Here is an 18,849-nt window from a genome sequence, read left to right on the forward strand (position 1 = left end):
CCCCCGACACGACCCTGTGGAGCGCACGTGAGAACAGGCGATCAGATCGTTCAGGATCTCCCCTGGAGATGGAACGTCCAGGGAAAGATCTTCATCATCGGAGGTCTCGGATACCTCTTCGACGCGTACGACATCGCCCTGAACGGCTTCCTCATGCCGCTCCTGGGCCAGCATTTCGACCTGTCCCTCGGCGCACGAGGGCTCGTCGCCACCGCCAACCTGGTGGGCATGGCCGTCGGTGCCATCGCCTGGGGCGCGGTCGCCGACCGGGTGGGCCGCAAGAAGGCGTTCAGTGTCACCCTGCTGATCTTCGCCCTGTTCTCGGTCCTGGGCGCGCTGTCCCCGACGTACCCGGTCTTCCTGGCGCTGCGCTTCCTCGCGGGAGTCGGGCTCGGGGGCTGCAACCCCGTGGACTACGCGCTGGTGGGCGAGTTCTCGCCGCGCAAGTACCGGGGCCGGGTCCTCACCGCGCTCGACGCCTGGTGGCCGGTGGGGGTGACCCTGTGCGGGCTCGTCTCTACGGGCATGCTGTCCCTCGACGGCAACTGGCGGTGGATGCTCGCCACGATGGTGCTGCCCGCTCTGCTGCTGTTCTGGGCGCGCCGCGGCATTCCCGAGTCGCCCATCTACCTGACGAAGAAGGGCCGCGAGGCCGAGGCACGGGTCGTCATCGACGAGCTGGTGGCCCGCACGGGCGCGCCGGTCGAGCCGTACGTCATCCCGGAGCCGGTCCCGGACGAGGGCCCGCGCGGCGTGGCCGCGGCCGCTCAACAGCTGCGCAGCATCTGGAAGTTCAGCCCGCGCGTCACCTCGGCGGCCTGGCTGCTGTTCGCCACCATCATGCTCGTGTACTACGCGGCGCTGAGCTGGATGCCCTCCATCCTCAAGGAGGAGGGGCAGGGTGACACGGCCGCCTTCATGAGCACGACGCTGATGAGCGGCGTGGGCATCGTCGGTGTCCTCGCCTCGACGGCCCTGGTCGACCTGGTGGGCCGCAAGTGGCTGATCGGTGTCTCGGCGCCGGTCGCCTCGCTCGCCCTCGTGATCTTCGCGATCGTGCGGGACATGCCGACCGGCTCGGTCGTGACCATCGGTGTGTTCGGCTTCCTCGCCCAACTCGCCATCCCCGCCCTGTACGCCTACGTGTCCGAGCTGTACCCGACCGAACTGCGGGCCAGTGGCTTCGGCTGGGCCTCCTCGGTCAGCCGGGCGCTCACCGGTTTCGCGCCGCTGCTCTTCGGCTCGGTGCTGTGGCCGCTCCTTGGCCTTCCGTGGACGTTCGCGGTGCTCGGCGCGGCCGTGCTCCTCGCCGTCGGCTGGATGGCGGTGGCGGCGCCCGAGACGAAGGGACGGGAGCTGGACGACCAGGACCCCGACGACGCCGGCCCGCCGTCCCCGCGACAGGAAGACCAAGAAGAGCAGGAAAACCAGGAAGACCGGGAGAACCATGAAACCAGCCCCCTTCGGCTACCACAGGGCTCGTGACGTCGACGGCGCCACCCGGCTCCTGGCCGAGCTCGGCGATGACGCGAAGGTCATCGCCGGCGGCCAGAGCCTGGTCGCCATGATGAACTTCCGGCTCGCACGGCCCGGACACCTCGTCGACATCGCCGGCCTGCGCGAACTCGACGGGATGCGCCGTGACACATCGGGCGCCCTGCGCATCGGGGCGCTCACCACCCATCACACGGTGGAGACGGACCCGGAGGGTGTGCTCGGCCGGGAGTTCGCGGTGCTGCGCGACGCCATGCGGTGGATCGGCCATCTGCCCATCCGTACGCGGGGCACGATCGGCGGCAGCATCGCGCACGCCGACGCCACCGCCGAGTGGTGTCTGCTCGCGCTCGCCCTCCGGGCGGAGTTCGTCGCCCGCGGGCCGCGCGGTGAGCGCCGCGTCGCGGCCGGTGACTTCTTCCTCGGCTACTACACGAGCGTGCTCGATCCCGACGAGTTGCTGGTCGAGGTCGTCTTCCCGCACCCGGCCCCGCACGCCGCGCTCACCGAATTCGCCGAGCGGCAGGGCGACTTCGCGCTGGTGTCCGCCGCCGTGGACCTCGATGTGTCGCACGGTTCGGTGCGCGGTGGCCGGGTGGCGCTCGGCGGGGTCGCTGCCTCGGTGGTCCGGGTACCGGAGGCGGAAGTGGTGCTCGCGGGCGGCGGCACCTTCGCCGACTGCGCGGAGGCGGCGGCCGAGGCCGTCGATCCACCGGCGGACGCCTCGGGCAGCGCGCACTACCGCAAGCAGCTTGTCCGCACGCTGGTCCTGCGTGCCTGTGAGGAGGCGATGAGCCGATGACCGAACCGGCGGAGAACGAGAGGCAGTTGAAGGGGCGGTCGGTGGCGCGCCGTGAGGACCCGCGGCTGCTGTCCGGGCGCGGACGCTTCGTCGACGACATCGCGCTGCCCGGCATGCTGCACGCCCAGTTCGTGCGCAGCACGGTCGCGCACGGCGAGATCGCCTCCGTCGATCTGACGGCGGTACGTGAGGTGCCCGGCGTGGTCGCGGCCTTCACCGCGGAGGACCTGGATCTCACGGACATCACGGCCGACCTGGGCCGTCCTCGCTCGGAGTTCGTGCCCACGGCCATGCCGGTGCTCGCCCGCGACCGGGTGCGCTACGTCGGCGAGCCCGTCGCGATCGTGGTGGCGCGGGACGCGTACGCCGCCGAGGACGGCCTGGAGGCGGCGAAGGTCCGCTACACGACGCTGCCGCCGGTGACCTCCGAGCGCGAGGCCCTGGCGCCCGGTGCCCCGCTGGTCCACGAGGAGGCCGCGCGCAACACGCTGGTGGACGTCTCGCTGTTCGCCACGGAGGGCATCGACGGAGTATTCGACGCCGCCGAGTGTGTGGTGCGGGTCGAGTCGCGGACCGGCCGGCAGAACGCTCTCCCGCTGGAGACGCGCGGCGCCGTCGCCCACTGGGACGACCGGGAGGAGCAGCTCGTCCTCAACACCTGCACCCAAGTTCCGCACCAGGTACGGACGGTGGCCTCGCGCTGCCTGCGGCTGGACGAGCGGGCGGTGCGGGTCGTCGTGCCCGACATGGGCGGCGGCTTCGGCCAGAAGTGCGTCGTGGGCCGCGAGGAGATCGCCGCGGCGGCCGCCGCGCTGCGCCTGCGCCGGCCCGTGAAGTGGATCGAGGACCGCAAGGACGCGCTGTCCGCGTCGTTCCTCGCCCGCGAGCAGCACTACGACGCGCGGGCCGCCTTCGACGCCGACGGGCACATCCTGGGCCTCGACGCGGACGTGGTGTGCGACATGGGCGCGTACTCCTGCTACCCGTTCACCGCGGGCATCGAGCCACTGATGGCCTCGGCCGAGATGCCCGGCGTCTACAAGGTGCCGGCCTACCGGGTGCGCGGCCGGGCGATCACCACCAACAAGGCGCCCACCGCCCCGTACCGCGGGGTGAGTCGTCCGCAGTACGTGATGGTGATGGAGCGTCTCTTCGAGCGCGCCGCACGCGAGTTGGGCCTCGACGCGGTCGAGATCCGCCGCCGCAACGTCATCACCGAGTTTCCGTACACGGGCGTCAACAACATCACGTACGACCCGGGCTCCTACCTGGAGTCGCTCGACCTGTGCGAGCGGCTCGTCAAGGACGAGGGCTGGTACGAGAAGCAGGCGGCCGCCGCGGCCGAGGGCCGGTACCTCGGCATCGGGTACTCCTGCTTCAGCGAGCGCACCGGCTACGGGTCCACGGCCTTCGCCCAGCGCAAGATGCAGGTCGTCCCCGGCTTCGACATCTCCGAGGTGCGGATGGACACCAGCGGAGCGGTCACCGTTACCAGCGGCACGATGAGCCACGGGCAGAGCCACGAGACGACGCTCGCACAGATCGCGGCGGACGAACTCGGCCTGGACCTTGCCAAGGTGAAGCTGCATCAGGGCGACACCGACAGGGTCACGTACGGCTACGGCACCTTCGCCAGCCGTTCCGTCACCATCGGCGGCAGCGCGGTGCGGCTCGCCGCGGCGAAGCTCGGTGAGAAGCTGTGCCGGATCGCGGCGGCGCTCTGGGAGACCGGCCCGGACGACGTGGAGCTGACGCGCGGCGGCGTGCGGCGCGCGGACGGCAGCGTCCTCACGCACGAGGAGCTGGCCGACATCGCGTACCTGCGCGCCCACCTGCTGCCCCGTGAAATCGAGCCGGGGCTGAGCGCCACCGCCACCTTCGACGTGTTCAACGACGGCACCTTCTCCAACGCCACCCACGCCGTCGTCGTCGAACTCCACCAGGGCACCGGGCAGTTCGAGATCCTGCGGTACGTGTGCGTCGAGGACTGCGGCGTCGCCATCAACCCGCAGGTCGTGGAGGGCCAGTGCCGGGGCGGCATCGCCCAGGGCATCGCGGGCGCGCTCTTCGAGCAGGTGACGTACGACGCGCAGGGCGAGCCCTCGGCGACCAGCTTCATGGACTACAAGGTGCCGACCGCCCACGAGATCCCCGACGTGCTCATCCACCACCTCGAGACACCGTGCACGTTCAACGAGACCGGCGCCAAGGGCGCGGGCGAGGGCGGCACCATCGGCGCGCCCGCCGCGGTCCTCAACGCCGTCAACGACGCGCTGCGCCCCACCGGCACGGAACTCGACCACACCCCGATCACCCCGGAGACGGTGCACCGCGCCCTGAACCTGGAGTCCTCGAACTTGGAGCCCTCCTCATGACCACCACCCCGGACAACCTGCTGCTGCTCACCCTGAACGTCAACGGCGAGGAGCACGAGGTGATCACCGAGCCGCGCCGCACCCTCGTCGACGTGCTCCGCCACGACCTGCGCCTGACCGGCACCCATGTCGGCTGCGAGCACGGCATCTGCGGGGCCTGCACGGTGCTGGTCGACGACCGTCCCGCGCGGGCGTGCCTGATGTTCGCCGCGCAGGCCGAAGGGGCGCAGATACGTACCGTCGAGTCCCTCGCCGACCCGGCGACCGGTGAACTCAGCGACCTGCAACGGTCGTTCACGGAACACCACGGGTTGCAGTGCGGCTTCTGCACGCCCGGCTTCCTGATGCTCGCGGACGGCTTCCTCGCGGAGCGGCCGGAGGCGACCAAGCAGGAGATCCGCGAGGTCGTGGCCGCCAATCTGTGCCGGTGCACCGGCTACCAGACCATCGTCGAGGCCATCGACTCCTGCGCCACGGCCCGCCGCGCCGGCTGCGCCAAGACCTGTACCGCGATCGAGGAGACAGCATGCAGCTGACCAACACCGTCGTCGTCAACGCCGCTCCGGACGCGGTGTTCGCGCTCGTCAGCGACGTGGAGAAGGTGGCGTCCTGCATGCCGGGCGCGGCGCTCGACGGCCGGGACGGCGATGCCTGGCGGGGCGCCGTCAAGGTCAAGGTCGGGCCGATCAGCGCCGCGTACGCGGGCACGGTGCGGTTCCTCGAGGTCGACGCCGAGAAGCGCCGGCTGCGCGTGCACGCGAGCGGCGCCGACACCCATGGCAACGGTGACGCCGAGGCCGAGGTGATCCTGGACATCGGCGAGGCCCCGGAGGGCGCGCGCCTCGAACTCAGCACGGATCTGCTGATCCGCGGCAAGCTGGCCCAGTTCGGCAAGGGCGCGATCGCCACGGTCTCGGACCGGATCCTGCAACAGTTCGCGCAGAACCTCGGGAATCTGCTCCTGGATCAGGGCCCCGCCCCGGTCGGCTCTCCTGCTGCCGCGACGCGCCCGGCCACCGCGGCTACGGCCTCCACACCCGCCACGGCCACGGCTGCCTCCGCCTCCGCCGAACTCGACGGCCTGTCGCTCGTCGCGGGTCCGATCCTCGCCAAGTACGGACCGGTCGCCGCGGGCCTCGCCGTCGGCCTGTTCCAGGGCTGGATGTTCGGCAAGCTGCGGGCCCAGTCGGCCCAGCTGAAGGACCTGCGCCGTCGGGCGTGACGCGCGCGGTCACCTGCCGTACGCAGCCGCCTCCCGCGCCGCCGTCCGCAACAGCGGAACCATGTCGTGGAGTTCCTCGCGGCCCGTGAGGACGACGGTGGCGCCGAGGGAGAGGGCGAGCTGCGGCGGCCCGCTGTCCGGGTCGGTGGCGGGGACGCACACCGCGATGGAGCGGACCCCGCGCTCGTTCTCCTCCTCGGCGTCCGCCCAGCCGAGCTTCTCGACCCGGTCCAGCTCGGCCCGCAGCTCGTCCGGGTCGCTGAGGGTGTTCGGCGCGGTGCGCGGAAGGGGGCCCGCGAGCAGCCGCTCCCGGTCGGCCCGGGGCCGGGCGGCGACGAGGGCCTTGCCCAGCGAAGTGGCGTGCCAGGGGTTGCGGGTGCCCTCGTCGCTGCGCAGTTGCAGGTGCTGGCTGCCCTGCACGGAGCGGACGAGGAGGACCTGGTCGCCGTCGAGGATCCCCGCGATGGCGACGAGTCCCGTACGCTCCGCCAACTTCCGCATGGGGACGAGGAGATGGTTGAACCCGGCCGGGGTCCGGTGGAAGCCGTGCGCCAGCTCCAGGGCGCGCAGCCCGAGGGCGTAGGTGCGCGCGGTGGAGTCGTGGACGACGAAGCCCTCGTCGGTCATCCGGGCGAGCAGGCGGTGGGCGCTGCTCACCGGCAGCCGCGCCTCGCGCGCGGCGGCGCTGACACCGAGGCCCTCGGGGTGCCGGGAGAGCGTGGTCAGCAGCCTGAGCCCGCGGCCGAGCATGTCATCGCCCATGGTTCACGCCCGCCCCCACCTGTGCCTTCGTCGCCGAGTCGCTTGATTGGTCGCTGCCGAAGCTTACGCGGCGTGCTCCTCGCCGACCTTGGCAGCCGGTATCCCGAGCGCCGCGGGCCGTCGTACGAAGGCCATCAACGCGGCCGAGATCAGCGTGCCGATCGCCATGACGGCGAAGGCGCCCATGTCACCCAGGGAGCCGCCGCGGATCCAGCCGACGAGGTATGTGCCGACGAACGAGCCGAGCGCGCCGAAGGAGTTGACGAGAGCGATGGCCGCCCCGGAGACGTTCTTGGGCGCCTGGTCGGCGACGAGCGCGAAGTACGGCCCGTAGGGCGCGTACAGGCACAGGCCGGCGACGATCAGGAGCACGAACGACATCGCGAACGACGAGTGCGCCAGGTAGGAGCCGTACAGCGTGAGGGCGGCGACCACCAGCCACGGCCAGATCGCCACGCGGCGCCTGCCGCTGCGGTCGGAGAGCTGGGAGTTGACGAGCATCGCGATGGAGGCGAAGAGGTACGGGACCGCCGAGAGCAGGCCGGTGGCACCGATGCCCTGCCCCGACGCCTCCTTGATGATCGAGGGCAGCCAGAACACGAACCCGTACACACCGATCGACCAGCAGAAGTACTGGGCGGCCAGGATGAGCACCGGACGCGAGGAGAGCACCTTGCGGTACTCGGCGGTGCGGGCCACGGCGACGGTCGGCTCCTTCGCCAACTCCGCTTCCAGCTCGGCCCGTTCATGCCCGGGCAGCCACGTGGCCTCCGCCGGATGGTCCTTGATCATCTTGAGGCAGAGCAGGCCCCACAGCACGGCTGGGACGCCCTCGATGATGAACATCTCGCGCCAGCTGGTGGCCTCGATGAGCAGTCCGGAGACGGCGGAGAGCCACATCACGGTGACCGGGTTGCCCAGGATCAGGAAGGTGTTGGCACGCCCGCGCTCGCGCTGCGTGAACCAGCGGCCGAGCAGCATCACCATGGACGGCATGACCGCGCCCTCGACCACACCGAGCAGGAAACGCATGACGACCAGCAGCGTCGGGCTGTGCAGCAGCCCTTGGACGGCGGCGAGCAGCCCCCAGGCGATCGTCGAGTACGCGACGAGGCGGCGGGCGCTGCGGCGCTCGGCGTAGATGGTGCCGGGTATCTGGAAGAAGAAGTAGCCGAGGAAGAAGGAGGCGGCGACCAGCGCGTCCATGCCGCTGGACATGTGGAGGTCGTCGGCCATGCCGCCGGCCGAGCCGATCGAGTAGTTGGACCGGTCCAGATACGCGAGCCAGTACGTGACGAACGCGATCGGGATCATGTGCTTGGTCCGCGTGGACGACCAGAATCCGCTGCCGCGTGCGGCGCGGGACGACGGCGCTGTCATCCGTCACACCTCCTGCTTTCCGTGAGGGCCTTCCGAGACTTCCCGGGGATGCTTTTCCGTGGGGTGGAAAGTGTTCTGTGAGACGGAAAGACGTTAGGGTCGACGCGTCGCCAGGTCAACAGCCTTGACGGATCCGCGATTTGCCGCGCTTCGGCCGGTGCCGCCAGGAAAGGTGCATGTATGCCCAGCCATGAATCCACCCGCATGTCCGCCCGGACCGGGCCCGGTTCCGAGGCGCCGGATGTGCTGGTGCCCTGGACCGGCCTCGACCGCGCGCACGGCCCCTGGCCGGACGGTGTGCGCGTACATGTGTGGGACGGGGTGACTCCGGTCGGCCTCGACGCGGAGCAGCTCGCCCGGATCGGATACTGGGTGGTGCCGTACGCGACCCCCGGAGCCACGAAGCTGCTCCCGGAACTCCCCGGGCTGCGGGCCGTGCAGTCGCTCAGCGCGGGCGTGGAGAAGCTGCGCCCGCTGCTGCCCGAAGGGGTGGCTCTGCACAACGGGCGCGGGCTGCACGACGCGAGCGCCGCGGAGCACGCCCTCGCGCTGACCCTGGCCGCGCAGCGTGACCTGCCGCGCTGGGTGCGCGATCAGGACGGGGGCCGCTGGGAGCCGCACTTCACGCGCTCGCTGGCGGACTCGCGGGTGGCGATCGTGGGCTACGGGTCCATCGGCGCGGCGCTCGAACGGCGGCTGCTCGCGTGCGAGGCGAGCGTCGTGCGCGTGGCCCGCCGCGCCCGTCCGGAGAGCGACGTCCACCCGGTCACCGACCTGCCGGAGCTGCTGCCGACGGTGGACATCGCTGTGCTGGTGCTGCCCGAGAACCCGTCCACGGTGGGCCTCTTCGGCGCGGCCGAGCTCGCCGCGCTCCCCGACGACGCGCTCGTCGTCAACATCGGCCGTGGCCGCACCCTGGACCCGGACGCGCTGCTCGCCGAGACCCGCACCGGCCGGCTGCGTGCGGCCCTCGATGTCACGTCCCCCGAACCGCTCCCCGGCGACCACCCGCTGCGCACGCTGCCGGGTGTCCTCATCACGCCGCACGTGGGCGGCGGCTCGGCGACGTTCCGGCCGCGCGCCGAGCGCCTGATCGTCGAGCAGGTACGCCGCTGGGCGAGCGGCGAACCTCTGGTCAACGCGGTGGAGCCGACGGGGACGTGAAGCCCTCGATCAGGCGGGCGGCGGCCTTCGCGTCGTCGATGGTGATCACGAACTTCTTGCCGTTGGTCAGGTCGAGCCACAGGGCGTCGCCGCCGCGGACCGAGACCGCGGTCAGGCCGGGCTTCAGACGGTAACCCCAGCCGCCGATCTCCAGGGCGCTCGTGCGGCGGGCACTGGCCCGCCGCACGCGGCGGAGCGCGATGCGGCGGCGCAGGAAGGGGAACAGGGCGGAGGCGACGGCCACCTCCTGCGGTGACACGGTGACCCTGATGCCACCCGTGGCGAGGAACGCGGCCGCGGCGATCAGCAGGGTCAGGCTCACGCTCCGGGCCTGCGGGCTGACGGCGGCGATCACGATGAGGACCACCGCCGACGCCACGCCGAGGGACATCATCCAGGGGCTGTAGAGAGAGAGCGGCTCCAGACCGAACTCCCATTGGCCCGCTGCTCCTTGTCACTCACGCATGCCTCCGCTCTCGTTGCCCAGATGCTTCATGGTGCCACCACGGCCTGCCGTGACAGGTACTGGCAGGCCCCTCACACACAGCTACCTGGCGGACCTCGCCCCGGTCAGCCCTCCAGTCCCGAGTTCATCAGTCGCCCGAGCGGCCTGCGGGTGGCGATCAGCGCGAGGCCGATGCCGATTCCGCACACGGCCGTGATGGTGAAGTACGAGGCGTTGTCGATCGCGGTGAACAGCTGGCCGAGCAGTCCCGCGAGGGACGAACCCAGGGCGAGCGTCAGGAAGTTGAGGCCGACCATTTGGGAGCGGAACGCCTGCGGTCCGATGCGGGTCGCGAGGGAGAGCCCGATGGGTCCGACGAAGACCTCCGACGAACCAGCCGCCGCCATGAAGACGAGGATGAGGAACAGCGGGATCTGTGCGCTGCCGGTGGCCTCGGAGAGCACGAGCAGGAACAGGTAGGCGCAGCCGATCTGGGTCAGGCCGATGGCCACCTTGGTCACCGGTGCGGGCTGGCGGTCCCCCAGGCGGGTCCACAGCCGGGCGACGAGCGGCGTGATGAGCACCGCCGCGAGCGGGCTGACCGTCGTGATCCAGGCGACGGGGAAGGTCCAGCCGCCGATGTGCAGGTCGATGCGTTCGGTGATGAGGATCGAGATCGCCGTGAACTTCTGGAAGAGGAACCCGAAGTAGATCCCGGAGGCCAGGAACAGCGGCAGGTAGCCGAGGACGCGGCGGCGCTCGTCGCGGCTGACGGCCTTCGAGGTGGTCATGGTCAGGAAGTAGACGGCCGCGGCCACCAGGGCGGCCACGGTCACCACCGTGGACAGGTTCTCCGCCCGCAGCAGTCCGCCGCCGACGGCGCCGCCCACCACCGCGAGGAAGCCGATCGCCGCGAGTGCGGCCAGCGGCCGACGGCCCGCCGGGAGCGGGTTGTTGACGGTGTGGGCCCGCGCGGGCAGGTGCTTCATCGATACGAGGTACTGGACCAGGGCGCCGGCCATGCCGATCGCCGCGAGCCCGAAGCCGTAGTGGAAGCCGAGCTCGTTCTGCGCAAGGCCTGTGGTGAGCGGGCCGAGCACCGCGCCGATGTTGATGGCCATGTAGAAGTACGTGAATCCGGCGTCGCGGTAGCGGTCGTCGGGGTGCTGGTCCAGGACGAAGCCGACGATCGAGGTGATGTTCGTCTTCAGCGCGCCGGTGCCGAGCACGATGCACACCAGTCCGGCCGCGAGCCCGCCGAGGCCCGGGGCGAACGCGAGCACCACGTGTCCGGCGGTGATGACCACGGCGCCGTACAGCACCATGTTCCGCGGGCTGACGAGCCGGTCCCCCAGCCATGACCCGAGGATCTGCGACAGGTACACGGCGCCGCCGTACGCGCCGACGATGCCCGAGGACACCGCCGGGTCGAGGGCGAGGCCGCCGTCGGCCACCTTGTACAGGAGGTAGAAGGAGAGGATGCCCTGGAGGCCGTAGAACGAGTAGCGTTCCCACAGTTCGGTGAAGGCCATGCTCCACAGGCCGCGCCGCAGGGACCGGGGGTCGGCCGGTTCCTGATGTGTGTCGTCTTCGCGAAGTGCCGTGCCCGGCACGGGAGTTCCGGTCATTCGCTCAGTCCTGCCAATCTCGAGCCGACGCGGGCGATGAGCGAGGTGCTGTGGGAGTGCCGCTTCTCCTCCCAGCGGTCGGCGACGCCGAACAGCCGGTACATCGCGTGGACGCCGATCCAGCGCAGCGGTTCGGGTTCCCAGCGGCCGGAGTCGTGGTCGTTCCACGGCAGCCGCGTCAGGTCGGTGTCCCGTCCCTCGGCGCGGTCCAGGAGGGTGCGCGCGGCGAGCTGGGTGGCCGTGACACCGTGTCCGGCGAAGCCACGGACCACGCCGATGCGGGTGGCCCGGTCGAAGGTGACTCCGGCGCACCAGTCGCGGGTCACGCCGATCGCGCCGCGCCAGGCGTGGTCGACGGTGAAGGGCACGTCGGGGAAGAAGAGTCGGATCCGCTCGCTCAGGGTGCGTACCGTGCGGGCGTCCACGCGGCCCTCGCCGGGGGTGCCGGAGTTGAACGCGTAGGGCGTGCCTCGGCCGCCGATGGCGATGCGGCCGTCCTCGGTGCGCTGGGCGTAGACGAAGGTGTGCGCGGCGTCGCCCAGGCACTCCCGCCCCTCCCAACCGATCCGCTCCCACACGTCGTCGGGGAGCCGATTGGTCACGATCATCGAGGAGTTGACGGGGATGACCTCGCGGGCGCCGAGCGCGGGGACGTCGCTGTCGACCTGTCCCGAATACGCCTCCAGGCACGTCAGGATCGTGGTGGCGCGCACGGTGCCGCGCGGTGTGGTGACGGCGCCGGGTGCGATGCGGGTGGCGCGGGTGTGCTCCAGGATGCGTACGCCCTTGGCGGTCACGACGTCGGCGAGGCCGTGGACGAGCTTGGCCGGGTCGACGCGCGCGGTGGTGCGGGTGTGCAGGCCGCCGAGTGCGGGGGCGATCGCGATGCGCTTCTTGACGGCTTCGGCGTCGAGGAGTTCGAGGTCGTCGGCGCGGTAGCCGTTGGCGAGGTCGGCGGCGTGGGTGAGTTCGAGGCGCCTCATGGCCGCGGGGGTGGTGGCGACGCGCAGGTGTCCGCCGCGGTGCTGGTCGGCCTTGATCCCCTCTTCGTCGAGGACGCGGAGGACGTCGTCGACGGCGCCGTCCATCGCGCGCTGGAACGCGGCGACGGCGGCGGCGCCGTCCTGCCCGCGCTCGCGTGCGGCCTTCGCGTAGACGGCGCGGTTGCCGGGGATGAGCGGGGAGAGCCAGCCGCCGTTGCGGCCCGAGGCGCCGTAGCCGACCTCTTCGGCCTCAAGGACGGTGATCTTCGCGGTGGGGTGTTCCAGGACGGCGTGGTAGGCGGCCCACAGGCCGGTGAGGCCGCCGCCGACGATGACGAAGTCTTGTGTTTCGTCGGGTAGTTGAGGGCTGCGTTCAGGCGGGGCGCCCGCGATGCGGGAGGCCTGTATCCAGTGGGATGTCTCGCCGTTGCGGTAGGCGGTCATCGGTGACTCCTTCGTACGTTTCCTACGTCGTTCAGTAGGTGGGAGGTGCCATCGCCCACAGGACCCTGGCCTCGTCCGTGCCGGTGGTCTCGGCGACGCGGTGGGGGTCGCTGCTGCGGTAGTGGATGGAGTCGAGGGCGGACAGCCGGTGGTGCTGGCCGCGCACCCATACGTCCACCTCGCCGGTCAGGACGAGCAGCAACTCCTCGGAACTGCCGTGGGTGTAGGGCTCGACGCCGGTGGAGCCACCGGGCGCGAAGTGCCCGAGGAGCACTTCGAGGTGGTCGAAGGAGCCGGGGGTGAGCTTGATCTTCGTGGCCCCCTCGCCGAACGACATCCCGTGCGTGTCACGGAACCGCAGGACGGGCCCGGCCGCGCTTCCCGCGTGGTCGAACAGGTCACCCACCGTCAGTTTCAGTACCTCGCACAGCCGTTGAAGCGTGCGCACGCTCGCGTTCGCCTGGTCGCGCTCGACCTGCGAGAGGTACCCCTCCGTGAGCCCCGTCCGCTCGGCCACTTCTTTCAGGGTGAGATGGAGAGCCTTCCTGCGACGGCGCAGCCGCGCGCCGACCTCGGCCGGAGGGCCGGAGTGATCGTTCGCCATGGCCGGAACCTAACAAGGCTGTGGCCGGACAACAATGGGTTGTGCTGCCATCAATTTTTTCTTTACTGACGAACCGTCCACTTGCCTACTTGGAAAGTAGAGCGGTAACTTTCCCCCTTGGAAAGTAAAGCGGGGACGGGAGGGCGAGACACGTGAGCACGCCGGTGGATGCCGAACAGGCATGGAGGGACCTCCAGCGCATTCGTGTGCCGCAGGAGCGGGTGTACGACGAGGTGGAGCGGTCCGCGGCGGCAGGCTCGGGCAGCCCGTGGGGCACGGCCGTGATCATGTGGTTGTTCCTCGCGGGACTGGGCCTTGACCTGCCCGGCTGGGGCGTGGGCCTGGTCATGGCGGCGTATGTCGCGCTGCTGGGCGGCCTCGCCGTGCGTCAGCAGCGGCGCAGCCGGGTGCGCCTGCACCACACCCGGTGCACACCGCGCATGTTCGCCGCCTTCGTGGCGGGGGCGGTGGTGACCGGCGCGACGGTGCTGCTCTCCGGCCACCTGGTCGATTCGCTGGACCCGCTGCACGGCAGCCTGGTCCAGGCCACGGTCTCCGCGGCGGTGTTCGTGCTGTTCGTCGGGCCGACGAACCGCTGGGCCGCCCGGTCGGCGCGGGGCCACGAGCTCCGTACGCCGGGCGCGCGTGCGGGGGCGGACCGATGAGTGTTCCCGCAGGCTTCGACGAGCTGATCCATCCCGCCACCCGGCTCTCGGTGGTTTCGCTGCTCGCCGCCACGGAATGGGCGGAGTTCTCCTTCGTCCGCGACAGCCTCTCGCTCAGCGACTCCGCGCTCTCCAAGCAGCTGCACACCCTGGAAGAGGCGGGCTATCTGGAGCTCCGCAAGGAGGGCGGTGGCCGCAATCGGCGCACCCGAGTGCGGCTGACGGACCGTGGGCGCACCGCCTTCGAGGGGCATGTGTCGGCGCTCCGGGCGATCGTCGAGGGCGCCGCTCCGGCGGTCCGCACACCCTCGGGGGCAAAGCGATGACGTCGGAGCGCACATCCGGACAAGCCGTCGTCCACGCCCGCGACATCACGATGACGTACGGCGACGTCGACGTCCTGCACGGTGTCGACCTGGACATCCAGCGCGGCGAGGTCTTCGCGCTGCTCGGACCCAACGGGGCCGGCAAGACGACCACCGTCGAGATCCTGGAGGGCTTCCGGCGCCGCTCCGCGGGACAAGTGCGCGTGCTCGGCACGGACCCCGAGCGCGGCGACGACGCGTGGCGGGCGCGGATCGGCCTGGTCCTTCAGTCCTGGCGCGATCACGGCCGCTGGCGGGTCGGCGAGCTGCTGAAGCACTTCGCCACGTACTACCCGGACCCGCGCGACCCGGCCGAACTCCTGGCTCTCGTCGGCCTCACCGACCAGGCCGGCCGGCAGGTTGGCCGACTGTCGGGCGGACAGCGCCGGCGCCTCGACGTCGCGCTCGGCATCGTGGGCCGGCCCGAACTCCTCTTCCTGGACGAGCCGACCACGGGTTTCGACCCGGAGGCGCGGTACGAGTTCCATGCCCTGGTCGAGCGGCTCGCCCGCGACGAGGGCGTCACCGTCCTGCTCACCACGCACGACCTGGCGGAGGCCGAGCGGCTCGCCGACCGGATCGCCATGCTGGTCGGCGGCCGGATCCGGGCCGACGGCACTCCTGCGGAACTGGCACGCCGGGCCGCCGCCCGCGCCGAGGTCCGCTGGACGGCCGAGGACGGCACGCCCCGCCGCGAGCGCACCGCGGACCCCTCGCGGCTCGTCTGGGAACTGCACCGGCACGCGCCCGGACCGATCCCCGACCTGGAGGTCCGGCGGCCGACGCTCGAGGACACGTATTTGCACATGGTGAACCTGGCGACCGACGGCACGGACACGAGCCCGGAACCGGACGAGGACAGGGAGGTGCGGGCCGCGTGAGGAAGACATCCATGACGAACAGCTGGCGTGCCGGGATCCAGCGCGGCGGCATCGAGCTGCGGCACCTCGTGCGCAACGGCAAGGAGATGTCCGGCCACCTGACCAACGTGGTCGTCGCCCTGGTCGTCGCCGCCTACATCAGCAGCGATGTCCCGGGCACCGGGACGCCGATGTCCCACCTGGTGGTGGCGGGCTTCGCCGCGTATCTCCTCTTCCAGGTCGGCCTCGTCACGCTCCCGCAGATCCTCGTGACCGAACGGGAGGAAGGCGCGCTGCTGCGGCTGCGGGCCACGCCCGGCGGGATTCCTGCGTATCTGGTCGCGAAGTGCCTACTGATCGTGGTCGTTTCGGTCGCCACGCTGGCTCTGCTCCTGGCTGCCGCCGCGCTGCTCGCGGACGGTCCTGTACCGCAGGGGCCGCGTGGCTGGCTGACGTTGGCGTGGGTGACGACGCTCGGGCTGCTTGCCGTCGTGCCGCTCGGCGCCGCCATCGGCGCGGTGCTGCCCAACCCGCGCGAGGCACTGGCCCTGATCATGCTGCCGGTGATGGGGCTGCTGGTCACCTCCGGGGCGGTGTTCCCCCTCACCGTGCTGCCCGTTCCGGTCCAACAAGTGGCGTCCGTCTTCCCGCTCAAGTGGATGGCGCAGGGACTGCGTTCGGCGCTTCTGCCGGACGCGGCGCGGGCCGCCGAACCGGCCGGTTCCTGGGAACTGCCCATGGTCGCCCTCGTCCTGACCGCCTGGGCCGTCCTCGGCTTCCTCCTCGCGATCCCGCTGCTGCGCCGCGCGGCCCGCCGCGAATCGGGGTCCCGCATGACGGCGCGCGTCACTACGATGCCGGGATGACAGATGCCGCAGGGGCCTTCGAGGGCGCGCCGCCGGAGAGGCCGGAGCGCCACACCGTGCTGCTGGAACTGAAAGCGGAGGTGGCCGCTTCGCCTCCGGACGTGTTCGATCACCTGGTGCGGCGGATCGCGCCCGACGACGGGCACACCCACTTCGCCGTCTACCGGGACCAGTTGCTCGCGGTCATGCAGGGAGACTGGTGGTACCGCGGAGAGTTCCGCGTGGCTCCCGCCCCGGAGGGCGCGCTGGTCTCGTACGCGATCGTCAACGTCGCCCAGAAGAAGCGCCGGCTGGGCACCTGGATCGCCAGGAAAACCGTAGCGGAGGCACCGGAGAGCTTCGCGCGGCACCTGAAACAGGTCAAGGAGGATCTCCGCGGTTAAGGTTGCGGGCATGGAGACCGGAGAGCCGAGCCGGACCGCGATGGCGGTCGCACGGGCGAGGGCGCAGCATCAGGTGGCGGACGAACCGCGGGTGTTCACCGACCCGTTCGCCGTCCGCGTCGTGGGCGAAGCCGCCCTGGGCGAGGGCGAGTTCGACCGGGGTCTTGACCCGGACCTGGTGCGCCGGCGGCGGCTGTGGCTCGCCGCGCGCAGCCGCTTCGCCGATGACACGGTCGCCGAGGCGGTCGCGTCGGGGTGCCGGCAGGTGGTGGTCCTCGGGGCGGGGCTCGACACATCAGCCCTGCGCAACACGCATGCCGATGTCCGGTTCTTCGAGGTCGATCACCCCGACACGCAGCGCTGGAAGCGGCGCAGGCTGGACGAGGCCGGGATCACGGTGCCGTCCACGCTGACGTTCGTCCCGGTCGACTTCGAGTCCGCCACGCTCGCGGAAGGCCTCGCCTCCGCGGGTTTCGACCGCGGCCGCCGGACCGTGTTCCTCATGCTCGGCGTCGCCGTCTATCTGACACTCCCCTCGCTCACCGCCACCTGGCGGTTCATCGCCGGGCAGGGCGACGGCCCGGTACTCGTGATGGACTACCTGCACCCGGTGGCCGGCGCGCCGGCCGCGTCCCTGAGCCGGCGGGCCGAGCGTGTCGCCTCCGTCGGCGAGCCGTGGCTGTCGTCGTTCACGGCGGACGAGTTGCGTAGCGAACTGAGCGGGTGCGGCTTCACCACGGTCGAGGACCATTCCGCGGCGGAGCTCCTGGGCCACTACCTGGGGAGGACCGTCACGGACTCGCTGGGACACGGACATCTGGTGCGTGCCGCGGTCGACTGAGTGCCCGCGCCCTACTGGCCCACCCTCCCGTCGACACACTCCCGCAGCAGATCTGCGTGCCCGCAGTGCCGGGCGTACTCCTCGACCCTGTGCACCATGAGCTCCCGGACGGCGATCCGTTCCCTGCCGATCCGCGCGCTCAGGTCCGGGTGTTCGGCCAAGGCCGCGTCGGTCGCGGCCTGTTCGCGTTCCAGGTCGGCGTACGCCTGGTCCACGGCGACCCGGTCGGCGGTGGCACCGTCGAAGTCCGCGTCCTTCTTGCCGTACATCCTGGGCAGTGGCTCGCCCTCGGTGATCCAGTTGTGCCAGTCGCGCTCCACTTCGGCGAGGTGGCGGACCAGTCCGAGCAGCGACATCGTCGACGGCGGGACGGAACGCCGGGCGAGCTGTTCCGGCGTCAGGTCCGCGCACTTCAACCGCAGGGTCAACCGATAGTTCGTCAGGAAGTCTTGCAGCGTGGCGAGTTCACCGTCCGGGCTGCTCTCGTTGTCGCGCGGGTCGTCGTCGGGGTCCGCCCACATGTCCGGGTAAACGGTGGCCTGGGTCCAGCGCGCGGGTTCGTCGGTCATGAGGGGCATGGTGGTCGGTGGCGGCCCATGACCGCCACCGATATTGGGGTCACGGAGTTGCTGGGCGAGGGTTCAGAACGTGACCAGGATCTTCCCGAGGAGGCCTCCCGCCTCGAAGCGTTCGTGGGCTGCCCGGATGTCGCTCAGCGTGTAGCGGGCGGCGATGCGGACATGAAGCTCCCCGGCGTCGACCAGCTTGGCGATCCTCGCGAGGTCGTCCGCGCTCTCCTGGACATAGCTCTTACGCGCTCCCGGTACGTCGGGCAACGGCTCGTCGGACACCGATACGTAGCGGCCGGCGGCGGCGAGGGCGGTGGACGCGTCGAGGCCCGCGGTGTCGAGGACGACCGAGTAGTGGCCGCGCGGCAGATCGGCGGCGCGGTGCCAGACGTGCTCGGCGCCCAACTCCACTGCTGCCGCCTCGTGTTCGGGGCGGGACACCAGGCCGTCGGCGTGGGCGCCCATCGAGCGGGCCAGCTGGACGGCCAGGCCGCCGACCGCCCCGGCGGCCCCGACGACCAGGATGCGCTCCCCCGCCGCCAGCCCGGCGTTGCGCAGCGCCTGGAGGGCGGTCACTCCGGCCAGCGGCAGGGCGGCCGCGTCCGCCAGGGGGACACCTGTCGGCGCGGCGGTGACCAGGTGGCTCGGCAGGGCGACCAGGTCGGCCCACGTGCCGCGGGCCGTGGCGATCTGGGCGGACATCGCGATCACCTCGTCGCCCACCTGATACGAAGGGTCGTCGCCGCCGACCACGCGGCCGGAGATGTCCCAGCCGAGCGTGGCCGGCAGCGGCGGGCCGACCTCTCGGGCGCGCGTCTTCCAGTCGACCGGGTTCAGGCTGGTCGCGGTGGTGCGGATGAGGACCTCGCCGGCGGCGGGGACGGGTTCGGCGATGTCGTCGATGGTCAGGACGTCGGGGCCGCCGTGGCGGTCGATCCGGATGGCACGCATGGTGTGAAGGCCCTTCCAGGGGTACGGAGTCGGTCCACGTGGCCGA

At 71.2% G+C, this 18,849-nt stretch carries 20 protein-coding genes; 12 read left to right on the forward strand and 8 right to left on the reverse strand.

From position 1 onward, the window contains the following. Positions 1-27: 27 nt before the first annotated feature. From ACP4E5_RS04715 to ACP4E5_RS04735, 5 genes are read left to right on the forward strand one after another with little or no spacing between them, the layout of a single operon-like run. Positions 28-1,485: an MFS transporter gene (locus tag ACP4E5_RS04715; protein ID WP_425825431.1), complete on the forward strand. Its 1,458-nt coding sequence runs from the start codon at positions 28-30 to the stop codon at positions 1,483-1,485. Continuing rightward, positions 1,448-2,296 (forward strand): FAD binding domain-containing protein, encoded by an 849-nt coding sequence (locus tag ACP4E5_RS04720; protein ID WP_425825432.1) that lies wholly within the window; start codon positions 1,448-1,450, stop codon positions 2,294-2,296. Before ACP4E5_RS04715 ends, ACP4E5_RS04720 begins: the two co-directional genes overlap by 38 nt. Then, positions 2,293-4,671, forward strand: a complete 2,379-nt coding sequence (locus ACP4E5_RS04725; RefSeq protein WP_425825433.1) for a xanthine dehydrogenase family protein molybdopterin-binding subunit — start codon at positions 2,293-2,295, stop codon at positions 4,669-4,671. Before ACP4E5_RS04720 ends, ACP4E5_RS04725 begins: the two co-directional genes overlap by 4 nt. After that, entirely contained in the window at positions 4,668-5,207 is a 540-nt protein-coding gene (locus tag ACP4E5_RS04730; protein ID WP_425825434.1) for a (2Fe-2S)-binding protein, read from the forward strand. The genes ACP4E5_RS04725 and ACP4E5_RS04730 overlap by 4 nt, the downstream gene beginning before the upstream one ends. Next, positions 5,198-5,893, forward strand: a complete 696-nt coding sequence (locus tag ACP4E5_RS04735; RefSeq protein WP_425825435.1) for an SRPBCC family protein — start codon at positions 5,198-5,200, stop codon at positions 5,891-5,893. The genes ACP4E5_RS04730 and ACP4E5_RS04735 overlap by 10 nt, the downstream gene beginning before the upstream one ends. 9 nt (positions 5,894-5,902) lie before the next feature. Here ACP4E5_RS04735 and ACP4E5_RS04740 read toward each other — a convergent pair whose 3' ends face one another. Then, the gene (locus ACP4E5_RS04740; protein ID WP_425825436.1) at positions 5,903-6,655 is read right to left on the reverse strand and encodes an IclR family transcriptional regulator; all 753 of its coding nucleotides are present in this window, start codon (positions 6,653-6,655) and stop codon (positions 5,903-5,905) included. A gap of 63 nt (positions 6,656-6,718) precedes the next feature. After that, a complete protein-coding gene (locus ACP4E5_RS04745; protein WP_425825437.1) occupies positions 6,719-8,035 on the reverse strand; it encodes an MFS transporter in 1,317 nt (438 codons plus the stop codon). A 180-nt stretch (positions 8,036-8,215) separates the two neighbouring features. Here ACP4E5_RS04745 and ACP4E5_RS04750 point away from each other — a divergent pair, with 180 nt between their 5' ends. Continuing rightward, entirely contained in the window at positions 8,216-9,199 is a 984-nt protein-coding gene (locus tag ACP4E5_RS04750) for a 2-hydroxyacid dehydrogenase (RefSeq protein ID WP_425825438.1), read from the forward strand. Here ACP4E5_RS04750 and ACP4E5_RS04755 read toward each other — a convergent pair. The 4 genes from ACP4E5_RS04755 to ACP4E5_RS04770 all read right to left on the reverse strand — a co-directional run bounded on the left by ACP4E5_RS04755 (position 9,171) and on the right by ACP4E5_RS04770 (position 13,303). Further along, positions 9,171-9,593 (reverse strand): hypothetical protein, encoded by a 423-nt coding sequence (locus ACP4E5_RS04755; protein ID WP_425825439.1) that lies wholly within the window; start codon positions 9,591-9,593, stop codon positions 9,171-9,173. The two genes, ACP4E5_RS04750 and ACP4E5_RS04755, sit on opposite strands and share 29 nt — an antisense overlap. Positions 9,594-9,769: 176 nt before the next feature. Further along, positions 9,770-11,272 carry a peptide MFS transporter gene (locus tag ACP4E5_RS04760; protein WP_425825440.1) on the reverse strand — a complete coding sequence of 501 codons (1,503 nt, stop codon included), beginning with the start codon at positions 11,270-11,272 and terminating at the stop codon, positions 9,770-9,772. Next, a complete protein-coding gene (locus ACP4E5_RS04765) occupies positions 11,269-12,699 on the reverse strand; it encodes an NAD(P)/FAD-dependent oxidoreductase (protein ID WP_425825441.1) in 1,431 nt (476 codons plus the stop codon). Before ACP4E5_RS04765 ends, ACP4E5_RS04760 begins: the two co-directional genes overlap by 4 nt. A gap of 31 nt (positions 12,700-12,730) precedes the next feature. After that, positions 12,731-13,303, reverse strand: coding sequence for a helix-turn-helix domain-containing protein (locus tag ACP4E5_RS04770; protein WP_425825442.1), 573 nt, complete (start codon positions 13,301-13,303; stop codon positions 12,731-12,733). A gap of 152 nt (positions 13,304-13,455) precedes the next feature. Here ACP4E5_RS04770 and ACP4E5_RS04775 point away from each other — a divergent pair, with 152 nt between their 5' ends. From ACP4E5_RS04775 to ACP4E5_RS04800, 6 genes are read left to right on the forward strand one after another with little or no spacing between them, the layout of a single operon-like run. Further along, positions 13,456-13,968 (forward strand): hypothetical protein, encoded by a 513-nt coding sequence (locus tag ACP4E5_RS04775; protein WP_425825443.1) that lies wholly within the window; start codon positions 13,456-13,458, stop codon positions 13,966-13,968. After that, complete coding sequence (locus ACP4E5_RS04780) at positions 13,965-14,294, forward strand: transcriptional regulator (RefSeq protein WP_425825444.1); 330 nt, start codon at positions 13,965-13,967, stop codon at positions 14,292-14,294. The genes ACP4E5_RS04775 and ACP4E5_RS04780 overlap by 4 nt, the downstream gene beginning before the upstream one ends. Next, on the forward strand, positions 14,291-15,214 hold the full coding sequence (locus tag ACP4E5_RS04785; protein WP_425825445.1) for an ABC transporter ATP-binding protein: 924 nt from the start codon (positions 14,291-14,293) through the stop codon (positions 15,212-15,214). Before ACP4E5_RS04780 ends, ACP4E5_RS04785 begins: the two co-directional genes overlap by 4 nt. An 11-nt stretch (positions 15,215-15,225) precedes the next feature. After that, positions 15,226-16,059, forward strand: a complete 834-nt coding sequence (locus tag ACP4E5_RS04790) for an ABC transporter permease (protein WP_425825446.1) — start codon at positions 15,226-15,228, stop codon at positions 16,057-16,059. Next, a complete protein-coding gene (locus tag ACP4E5_RS04795) occupies positions 16,056-16,442 on the forward strand; it encodes a hypothetical protein (RefSeq protein WP_425825447.1) in 387 nt (128 codons plus the stop codon). Before ACP4E5_RS04790 ends, ACP4E5_RS04795 begins: the two co-directional genes overlap by 4 nt. Positions 16,443-16,452: 10 nt before the next feature. Next, positions 16,453-17,283 (forward strand): class I SAM-dependent methyltransferase, encoded by an 831-nt coding sequence (locus ACP4E5_RS04800; protein WP_425825448.1) that lies wholly within the window; start codon positions 16,453-16,455, stop codon positions 17,281-17,283. A gap of 11 nt (positions 17,284-17,294) precedes the next feature. Here the strand turns inward: ACP4E5_RS04800 and ACP4E5_RS04805 are convergent, their stop codons facing one another. Further along, positions 17,295-17,852 (reverse strand): DinB family protein, encoded by a 558-nt coding sequence (locus ACP4E5_RS04805; protein ID WP_425825449.1) that lies wholly within the window; start codon positions 17,850-17,852, stop codon positions 17,295-17,297. Between the two features lie 72 nt (positions 17,853-17,924). Then, a complete protein-coding gene (locus ACP4E5_RS04810; RefSeq protein WP_425825450.1) occupies positions 17,925-18,803 on the reverse strand; it encodes an NADP-dependent oxidoreductase in 879 nt (292 codons plus the stop codon). Between the last annotated feature and the right edge of the window lie 46 nt (positions 18,804-18,849).

The sequence above is a fragment of the Streptomyces fractus genome, assembly GCF_049844455.1.
GTDB lineage: Bacteria > Actinomycetota > Actinomycetes > Streptomycetales > Streptomycetaceae > Streptomyces > Streptomyces fractus.